Raw genomic sequence first — 8,593 nt, forward strand, 5'->3', positions numbered from 1 at the left:
ACCTTTCGACTGTTGGCAAGGCAGTCGCGTAGATACAGGTTAATCAGACTCTGATAGGGAACGCCCGACTCCTCGGCCATTCCCTTGAAGTAGTCCACAACATCCTCCGAAAGACGCATGGTCACAGGCTTCTTCAACTTGGACGCGTATGGATTCTTGCGGGACTTCAGTTTGGAAAGATCGTATTCTGCTTTCATGGTTGTTCACCTCGATAGAACGCGCTTTCGCGCTTGGTCGCCTTGCGAGCAGAGATGATGCGAATAACTGCACCGTGCTCCCGTTCGCAATGACAGACGATGAGCAGCTTTGCCCCCGAGCTCATACCAAGCATCAGAAAGCGCTCTTCGTCGGATGAGTGTTCCTCATCGAAGAATTGAATGCCAAATTCGTCGAAAAATATCGTCTTGGCTTCTTCAAAAGACACCTGATGCTTCTTGAGATTTGCAACGGCTTTGGGCTCATCCCATTCGAACTTAATCGTACATACATTGTATTTATCATTGGTGACAAGTCAAGCTGCAAATAGTGCAGCTGTTTAACGTTGGAGGCCATGCCGACGGCTTGTCCGTAATCGTCTACCGACGATTACCTGGCCAAGTTCTTTGATACCGTCAACCATGACGTGCTGATGAACTTGCTAGGTCGAACCATTGCCGACAAGCGACTGTTGCGCCTGATCGGGCGCTACCTGCGCGCCGGGGAGCTGGTTGGAGAGCACATTGAACCCAGCGAAGTGGGCACCCCACAGGGTGGGCCACTGTCGCCACTTCTGGCAAACATCCTGCTGGACCAACTCGACATAGAACTGGAACAGAGGGGACACCGCTTTGCACGCTACGCCGATGACATGGTCATTCTGGTCAAAAGCCAACGCGCGGCACAGCGGGTGATGGACTCCATCACGCGGTATCTGGAGACCACCCTCAAGCTCAAAGTCAACTTGGCCAAAAGCAAAGTGGCACCGATGAGTGAATGCGCCTTTCTGGGCTTCACGATCAAGGGCAAGAAAATACGCTGGACTGATAAGGTCTTGGCGGACTTCAAGCACCGGATCAAAGAGCTCACAGGCAGAAGCTGGGGCTGAGCCACTACACAAATAGTCCCTGCGGACTGTTTGTGACAGGCGAAGGGGCGGGTCTTGAGGCCCGACGCGCCCTGCAAGGGTTTGGCTGCTGGAATACCGGCTGCGAAAACTGGGGCAATATCTTCGGGGCTGGACGGTGTACTTTGGCATCAGCCAGTACTACCGGCCCATTCCCGAACTGGACGAGTGGATCAGACGGCGCATGCGCATGTGCTACTGGAAACAGTGGCGCTGGGCGCGTTACCCAAGATCAAGAATCTGCTGGCTTTGGGGATTGACCTGAAGTCCGCGATTCAGCACGGTGTCAGCAGCAACAGCTACTGGCAGATGTCCAGAACTCCAGTGATCAACCAAGCCATTTCCAACGCTGAGCGCAGCGGCTCCAACAGTGCCTGCGCACTGTTGGACAGCGCGAAGAGGCCACGCCTGCGGCGTGGGTGCGGCCTGCAAGGCTGGTTACAGGAGCAAGGTTTGCTCAGTGTGAAAACGAAGTTTCAGAGGAGGCTAACTTGTACCCAAGTTACGCCGGAACTAAAGACCTGTGGTTCAAGGCACAGAGTTACAAGGGAAAGAAGAGGAAAACTTCGTCGAGCGTGCCAACTTGTTGAGCCGCCCACTGCGGACCCGCATGGTGGGTGGTGTGGGGGCTGGGAGTTAGAAGCTCCCGGCTACCCGATTAGGCCTTTGGATAGGTGCTTGATGCATTTGATACCCAACTACTCTGCTTTTAAGGTTTTAATGGCGAAGGCTACAAAATCATCGTTGTATAGCACAGCCGTTGTACTTGAGGGGCCGCGTTGCTCTTCTTCTTTTGTTCTGAAATTATAGGCGGAGTACTTTTTGTTGCCTTTTATTGAGTTGGTTTTTATTAGTTCATTTAGATGGTAGTTCTTTACTGATGGAATTGTAGATTTTATTCTTTCAAATGCCGCAGTCCAAGAGTATGGGTATTGATCGATGAGGTTTACTTTTTGATTGACTATGATAGCTGCGCCATTTGTTGCGGGGTCAATTTTTGCAATGAACCCTGTATCTTCCGTGATTTTCTTTGCTGATACTAGGCTGGTTTGAATTTCGCAAACCAAGAAGTACCCATCATCGTTAGACGCTCCAGTTCTCGCAGTCTCAAGGTCTGTGATGATATTTGCGATCGTTTCAGGTTCGCACTTCACCTGTGCCAAGGTTAATGCTTTGAATGGGTAGCTAAAGCCAAGCGGCAAGATGAAGAAGTTGTATTCGCTGAGCTTTATATCGAACCAATCCGCTATAAGCTTTGCATAGTTTTTTAAGGCTGCAGCGCCAAGTGAATATGTCAGATACGGCAATGCTGCTGACTCGGCTGTAAGGTGAATTGCTGCATCTCGGATGCGAATTAGCGCTTTGATGTTTGAGGTTAATGATTCCGATAGACTTAATTTCTGAAGTGCTTCATCAATGCTGACGGTCATGTTCTCTTTATTTCTGTTTTTCTTGTACCGACCAGAACCATCTTTTATGTAAATGGCGGAAAGCTTGTTCCCTCCGTCCTTTATTAGCTTTGCTTTGAGAAGAGACTCCCATGCGCACACCATGAGAATGGAGAAGATCTGCTCCCGGTTTGCGAAATTTGGTTTGTTGTATATCTCGATTGCGGAGATTGCCATCGCAATAGAGTGCTCGCAAATCAATTTGCTCCGTGCTTTCATTTGATCTCTCTTGATGGGCCTAACAATCAGCGTTTATCCGCCGCGCTGCAATGCTCGAAAAGACCATAGACACCTCCCGCGGCTGATAAACCATGTTGGACTGAACCGCCTGTGTGGACGGTGGCGAATAGGGGGATTGAAAGCTTCTCCCCAGCGTGTGATGTCAGATCATAGCGGGACTGCAGCGTCAAACTGTTGGCAGACCGCCCCACTCACGCGCCAAACAAGCACGCATTCGCGCCTGAGCGTTGCGTTTTGCGCCTTGCCTGGCGCTGTGCCAGCGTGAGGCACAGCCTGGCCCCGGCCAGCTTTGCCGCTGACGTGCAACCCTCTGCCAATTCCAGCCGTCTGCTTGTGCCTCACGGTGGCTCCCGTTCCTGTGGCCAAACCAATGCGCCTGGGATGGGCAACTGCCTGGCCCCAGCCAACACCTCAACCGTTTGCAAATGCCCGACCTTGCACACCGGGCACAAGCCCACATCCATCTTGCTCACACGGGCCATAAAGACTTGAGCCGACTCCAGCGCCTGCGGGTTGAGTGCATCCCTTGCAAGCAGTCCACAAAATGCTACAAACTCAATAGCTTCTAGCGCTTGATGAATAAGCGCTAGAAGCTAATTTGGCAAATGAAAAGTAATGACTCAGGTCATCAACACCCATTCGCCCTGAGCTGGGCCAGCAGGTCAACAGGTGTTGAGCGCTGAAAATTTGGAATGAAATTGACCTCTAGCCCTTGTCAATATTTCGCAAGCCACTATCAAATTTGAATTTTCTCATGTGGCAGTACTACCGAGTTTCTTAAGCAAAATCAACCTCCAGACCTTGCTGCATATGCGCAAGACGCTCCTTAATGCATAGTGAAAGCGCTGCTCATGCACAGTTGAGCGCAAACGCCGTCAAGCTGCCGAAGCGACAGCCTCAGCACTCCACAATATTCACCGCCAGCCCCCCACGTGAGGTTTCCTTGTACTTGGTCTTCATATCCGCCCCGGTGTCGCGCATGGTTTTGATGACTTTGTCGAGCGACACCACATGGCTGCCGTTGCCTTGCAGGGCCATGCGGGCGGCGTTGATGGCTTTGACTGCGCCCATGGCGTTGCGCTCAATACAGGGCACTTGCACCAGGCCGCCTACCGGGTCGCAGGTCAGGCCCAGGTTGTGTTCCATGCCGATTTCGGCGGCGTTTTCCACCTGTGCCGGGCTGCCGCCCATGACAGCGGCCAGGCCAGCGGCGGCCATCGAGCAGGCCACGCCGACCTCGCCCTGGCAGCCCACTTCAGCCCCGCTGATCGAGGCGTTGAGTTTGTACAGCATGCCGATGGCGGCGGCGCTCATCAGGAAGTTGCTCACCTCGTCCATGGCCAGCTCTTGCCCGCGCAGCCCGCCTACGGGCACCACAAAGCGGTCGCAGTAGTGCAGCACCGCCGGGATCACGCCAGCGGCCCCATTGGTAGGCGCAGTCACCACCCGGCCACCCGAGGCGTTTTCTTCGTTCACCGCAAAGGCGTAGACGTTGACCCAGTCCAGCACGCTCAAAGGGTCGGCCAGGGTGCGCTCGGCGCGTTCGCGCAACTGGGCGGCCAGCACCGGGGCGCGGCGCTGCACCTTGTACGGGCCGGGCAGCTCACCCTGGCGGCTTAAGCCCCGCTGCACACATTCACGCATCACGCGCCAGATGGCTTGCAGGCCGGTGCGAATCTCGTCGTCGCTGCGCCAGGTGCGCTCGTTGGCCCACATCAACTGGCTGATGCTTAAACTGTGCTGCTCACAAAGTGAGAGCAGCTTAGCACCGGATGTGAAGGGGTAGGGTACTTTTTGGTATTCAGTCAGCACGGCCTCGTTGGCGGCTCCGGCGGTGACCACAAAACCGCCCCCCACGCTGAGGTACTTGGCGGCTTTGAGGGGCTGGCCCTGGGCATCGCAGGCGGTGAACTTCATGCCATTGGGGTGCTCGGCCAGGGCTTCGCGGCGGTACATCAGCAGGTGTTCTTTTTCCACAAAGTGAATGCTGTGGCCACCGGCCAGCGGCAGGCTCTGGCTGGCGCGGGCCTGGGCGATCAGGCCGGGGACGGCATCCACATCGACCGTGTCAGGGGCGTGGCCCATCAGCCCGAGCATCACCGCCACGTCTGAGCCGTGGCCTTTGCCGGTGGCGCCGAGCGAGCCATACAGCTCACAGGTGATGCTGCTTGCACTGACCAGCAGGCCTTGCTGAGCCAGGGCCTGGACAAACAGGCTGGCGGCCCGCATCGGCCCGACGGTGTGGGAGCTGCTGGGGCCGATGCCGATTTTGAAGAGGTCGAAAACGCTGATGGCCATGGTGTGCGCAGGGATGGGTTGGGGGTCTGGGGCACGTGCCCGCCGATAATGCAGGCATTCAAACTGACAGGACAAGGAAGGTTCGTATGACGGGTACTCTGGATATTTTCTCGGTCAAGCCGCTGGACGTGGTCATTATGGCGGCGGGCAAGGGCACACGCATGAAGAGCAAGCTGCCCAAGGTGTTGCACCAGCTGGCCGGGCGGGCTTTGTTGCAACATGTGGTGGACACCGCGGCTGAATTACAGGCCCGCCAGGTGACCGTGATCACCGGCCATGGCGCTACAGAAGTAGAAGCTGCTCTCGCAGATAAAACGGGGGCTACAAGCCAATTTGACTTGAATTTTGTGCGCCAGGAGCCGCAATTGGGCACCGGCCACGCAGTGCAGCAAGCCGTGCCGGTACTGCGGGACGATGGCGTGGTGGTGGTGCTCTCGGGCGACGTGCCTTTGACGCAGGCTGATACCTTGCAACAGCTCATTGCCGCCTGCGCCGGAACCAAGCTGGCGCTGCTCACCATTGATTTTGCTGACCCCACCGGTTATGGCCGCATCGTGCGCGAGGGTGACACGGTCAAAGCCATCGTCGAACAAAAAGATGCCACACCCGAACAACGTCGTATCACCGAGGTCTACAGCGGCATCATGGCCGTGCCCGCCGTGCTGTTGAAGCAATGGCTGACCCGGCTCGACAACCAAAATGCCCAGGGCGAGTACTACCTGACCGACATCGTGAAATTTGCCGTAGCCGATGGCCTGCCGGTGGTGGCGCACAAGATTGCGGACGCGGTACAGGTCGCCGGGGTCAACAGCCCGGTGCAACTGGCGGAGCTGGAGCGGGCTTACCAAAAGCGCGTGGCGCTGCAACTCATGGAGCAAGGTGTGCGCCTGGCAGACCCGGCGCGGCTGGATGTGCGTGGCAGTTTGCAGTGTGGCCAAGACGTGTCGATTGACGTGAACTGTGTGTTTGAAGGCCAGGTCAGCCTGGGCGAGGGGGCACGGGTCGGGGCCAATTGTGTGATCCGCGACGCGGTGATTGGCGCGGGTGCGGTGATTCACCCCTTCACCCACATCGAAGGCGGCAAGCCCGGCAGCAAGGATGCCATCGAGGTCGGGGCCGGTGCGCTGATCGGCCCGTTTGCCCGCCTGCGACCCGGTGCCAAGCTGGGGGCCGAGGTGCACATTGGCAACTTTGTCGAGGTCAAAAACTCCACCCTGGCCAAGGGGGCCAAGGCCAACCACCTGGCCTACCTGGGTGATGCCACGGTGGGCGAGCGGGTGAACTACGGCGCAGGCAGCATCACCGCCAACTACGACGGGGCCAACAAGCACCGCACCGTGATCGAGGCCGACGTGCACATTGGCAGCAACTGTGTGCTGGTGGCCCCGGTGACGATTGGCGCGGGTGGCACGGTGGGGGGCGGCTCCACCGTCACCAAAGACACCGCGCCGCTGGCGCTGACGGTGGCACGCGCACGACAGATGAGTATTGCCAACTGGAAACGGCCGCAAAAGGCCAAGTAAACCCGATGTCTGCCGCATCTGAACAAGATGTTGAAGTTGAGCGCCTGAAGCACGAGCTGGCGCAGTTGCGCACCGAGTTTCAGGACTTCACCTACAGCGTGTCGCACGATCTGCGGGCCCCGCTGCGCCACATTCGGGCGTTTGCCCAGGTTATTGAAGAAGACTTGCCGGATGCGCCGCCCGACATTCGGGGGCACCTGGCCACCATCCAACAGTCAGCCCAGTTGCTCACGCAACAGCTGGACGGGTTGTTGATGCTGTCCCGGCTCGGCCAGCAAGAGGTCAAACTCCAGGCGGTACCAGTTCTGCCCTTGTTGCAGTCGGTGCTGGACGAGTTGCAACAACAACAGCCACAGCGCCAGGTGCAATGGCACTTGGCGCAGGATTTTCCTGAGCTGTGGGCCGATGCCGAGCTGTTGCGCCAGGTGTTCAGCCATGTGCTGGACAACGCCATGAAGTTCACCCGCAAGCGTGAGCTGGCGCAGATCGACATCACCTGGCAATGGGCCGTGCCCGTGGATACAGAAACCGCAGCGGAGCCACATGCCACCGCGTTTGCGCCGACCTTGGCTCAGGGCCAGAAGCTCTGCCAGATCAGCATCAGCGACAACGGTATCGGGTTTGTGCCGGAGCAGGCGAGCAAGCTGTTCAAGGTGTTTGCCAAGCTGCACTCGTTGCGTGATTTTGAAGGTCTGGGCTTGGGGCTGGTGGCCAGCCGCAAGCTGCTGTCGCGGATGGGCGGCAGCATGGGCATCAGCGCCCAGGTGGATGGGGGGTGCCAGGTGCAGATCAGCCTGCCGTCACGACAATGATGTAAAAATCATAGCTGCTTGCGCTTGATTAACAAGCTCTAGAGGCCAAAATGGCTTGTAAATTCAAATCGAAACCGGCAACGGCACGGCGGCCCCAAACTTGCTGCGCTTGATGCTGAAAAAGCTTTTCACGTTGCGCACATTGGCATCTGTGGTGAACAGGCGTTGTGTCAGCGCCAAATAGTCTGGCATGTCGCGCACATGGATCACCAGCACAAAATCCGGCCCGGGTGAGACGCGGTAACACTGTTGCACGGCATCTTCCGGGGCCACTTTTTTCTCAAAAGCCAGCAGTGCATCCTGGTCTTGCCGATCCAGCGTGATCTCGACCAGTGCGCACAAGCCGTGGCCAATCACTTGCGCCAACGTGTCCACACTCAGGATGGCAATTTCGCGCTCGATCAACCCGGCCTCCACCAGCCGCTTGACGCGGCGCAGGCAGGTCGGGGGCGACACGTGCACCAGCTCGGCCAGCGCTTGGTTGCTTAAAGAAGAGTCCACTTGCAAGCGCGCCAGCAGTTGCAGGTCAATCGGGTCAAGTTCCAACGGGTTCATGGGCGAGGTGTGTATACATCATTCAGCGGGCAGCTTGGGCACGTTTGCGCCGTTGCATCCACCAAGGCCACAGCAGGTTCAGTGCCAAGCCGCTGAGCACCAGTGCGGCGGCGATTAATTTCCAGGCCGGCAAGCCCTCATTCAGCCAGAGTGCCGAGCCGCCCATGCCAAACAAGGGCACCAGCAACGCCATGGGGGTGATGGTGGCAGCGGAATAACGCGCCAGCAGCCAGCCCCAGGCGGCGTAGCCAAACAATGAGTTTCCCCAGGCCTGCCAGGCCACTGCCGCCCAGGTGAAGGCATCGGCCTGTGCCAGACTGGTGGCAACGTGTTCCCAGCCCTCCATCCACAGAGTCAGCAGGATCAGTGGTGGCACGGCAAACAGGCTGGACCACACCACATAGGCCACCATGTGGATGCGCCCGGCCGAGCGGTTGACCAGGTTGCCGCCGGCCCAGGACAAGGCGGCCAGCAAAATCAGGCCCAGACCCAGTGGCGTGGTGCTGCCGTCGGTGTGTGACACGATCACCGCCAGGCCCGCAGCGCCTAGGCCCAGGGCCAGCCATTGCACTCGCTGCAAGGATTCCCCCGCCATCCACATGGCCAGGCCAATGG

General features: G+C 57.8%; 10 protein-coding genes. 4 read left to right on the top strand and 6 right to left on the bottom strand.

The annotated features are described in order from the left end of the window. The coding region (locus PHQ58_RS22565) for a BrnA antitoxin family protein (protein ID WP_300115932.1) at nt 1-197 on the bottom strand (197 nt) is incomplete at its 3' end. Beyond that, nucleotides 194-478: a BrnT family toxin gene (locus PHQ58_RS22570; RefSeq protein WP_300115948.1), complete on the bottom strand. Its 285-nt coding sequence runs from the start codon at nt 476-478 to the stop codon at nt 194-196. The genes PHQ58_RS22570 and PHQ58_RS22565, both read right to left, overlap by 4 nt. Before the next feature lie 111 nt (nt 479-589). On the opposite strand from PHQ58_RS22570, the gene PHQ58_RS22575 reads away from it, so the two are divergent. Then, nucleotides 590-1,084, top strand: coding sequence for a reverse transcriptase domain-containing protein (locus PHQ58_RS22575; protein ID WP_300115950.1), 495 nt, complete (start codon nt 590-592; stop codon nt 1,082-1,084). 88 nt (nt 1,085-1,172) lie between these two features. After that, nucleotides 1,173-1,367: a group II intron maturase-specific domain-containing protein gene (locus PHQ58_RS23730; protein ID WP_367187368.1), complete on the top strand. Its 195-nt coding sequence runs from the start codon at nt 1,173-1,175 to the stop codon at nt 1,365-1,367. 433 nt (nt 1,368-1,800) lie between these two features. Here the strand turns inward: PHQ58_RS23730 and PHQ58_RS22580 are convergent, their stop codons facing one another. Both PHQ58_RS22580 and PHQ58_RS22585 read right to left on the bottom strand, forming a co-directional pair. Beyond that, nucleotides 1,801-2,769, bottom strand: coding sequence for a DUF3644 domain-containing protein (locus tag PHQ58_RS22580; protein WP_300115934.1), 969 nt, complete (start codon nt 2,767-2,769; stop codon nt 1,801-1,803). A 918-nt stretch (nt 2,770-3,687) separates the two neighbouring features. After that, the gene (locus PHQ58_RS22585; RefSeq protein WP_300115936.1) at nt 3,688-5,088 is read right to left on the bottom strand and encodes an L-serine ammonia-lyase; all 1,401 of its coding nucleotides are present in this window, start codon (nt 5,086-5,088) and stop codon (nt 3,688-3,690) included. 86 nt (nt 5,089-5,174) lie between these two features. Here PHQ58_RS22585 and glmU point away from each other — a divergent pair, with 86 nt between their 5' ends. Together glmU and PHQ58_RS22595 are read left to right on the top strand one after the other, a co-directional pair. Continuing rightward, nucleotides 5,175-6,611, top strand: a complete 1,437-nt coding sequence (glmU, locus tag PHQ58_RS22590) for a bifunctional UDP-N-acetylglucosamine diphosphorylase/glucosamine-1-phosphate N-acetyltransferase GlmU (protein ID WP_300115939.1) — start codon at nt 5,175-5,177, stop codon at nt 6,609-6,611. 5 nt (nt 6,612-6,616) lie between these two features. Beyond that, the gene (locus PHQ58_RS22595; protein ID WP_300115942.1) at nt 6,617-7,423 is read left to right on the top strand and encodes an ATP-binding protein; all 807 of its coding nucleotides are present in this window, start codon (nt 6,617-6,619) and stop codon (nt 7,421-7,423) included. Between the two features lie 63 nt (nt 7,424-7,486). Here the strand turns inward: PHQ58_RS22595 and PHQ58_RS22600 are convergent, their stop codons facing one another. Together PHQ58_RS22600 and PHQ58_RS22605 are read right to left on the bottom strand one after the other, a co-directional pair. Beyond that, nucleotides 7,487-7,978, bottom strand: a complete 492-nt coding sequence (locus PHQ58_RS22600; protein ID WP_300115944.1) for an Lrp/AsnC family transcriptional regulator — start codon at nt 7,976-7,978, stop codon at nt 7,487-7,489. A gap of 22 nt (nt 7,979-8,000) precedes the next feature. Further along, on the bottom strand, nt 8,001-8,593 hold a 593-nt coding region (locus tag PHQ58_RS22605), incomplete at its 5' end, for an EamA family transporter (RefSeq protein ID WP_300115946.1).

The organism is Rhodoferax sp., assembly GCF_028688795.1.
In the GTDB taxonomy this organism is placed as follows: domain Bacteria; phylum Pseudomonadota; class Gammaproteobacteria; order Burkholderiales; family Burkholderiaceae_C; genus Rhodoferax.

Excerpts from the sequence above, each read along its gene's own strand:
- PHQ58_RS22585 (WP_300115936.1), bottom strand. The coding sequence starts at position 5,088 with ATGGCCATCAGCGTTTTCGACCTCTTCAAAATCGGCATCGGCCCCAGC.
- PHQ58_RS22595 (WP_300115942.1), top strand. The coding sequence starts at position 6,617 with ATGTCTGCCGCATCTGAACAAGATGTTGAAGTTGAGCGCCTGAAGCAC.
- PHQ58_RS22600 (WP_300115944.1), bottom strand. The coding sequence starts at position 7,978 with ATGAACCCGTTGGAACTTGACCCGATTGACCTGCAACTGCTGGCGCGC.
- glmU (WP_300115939.1), top strand. The coding sequence starts at position 5,175 with ATGACGGGTACTCTGGATATTTTCTCGGTCAAGCCGCTGGACGTGGTC.
- PHQ58_RS22580 (WP_300115934.1), bottom strand. The coding sequence starts at position 2,769 with ATGAAAGCACGGAGCAAATTGATTTGCGAGCACTCTATTGCGATGGCA.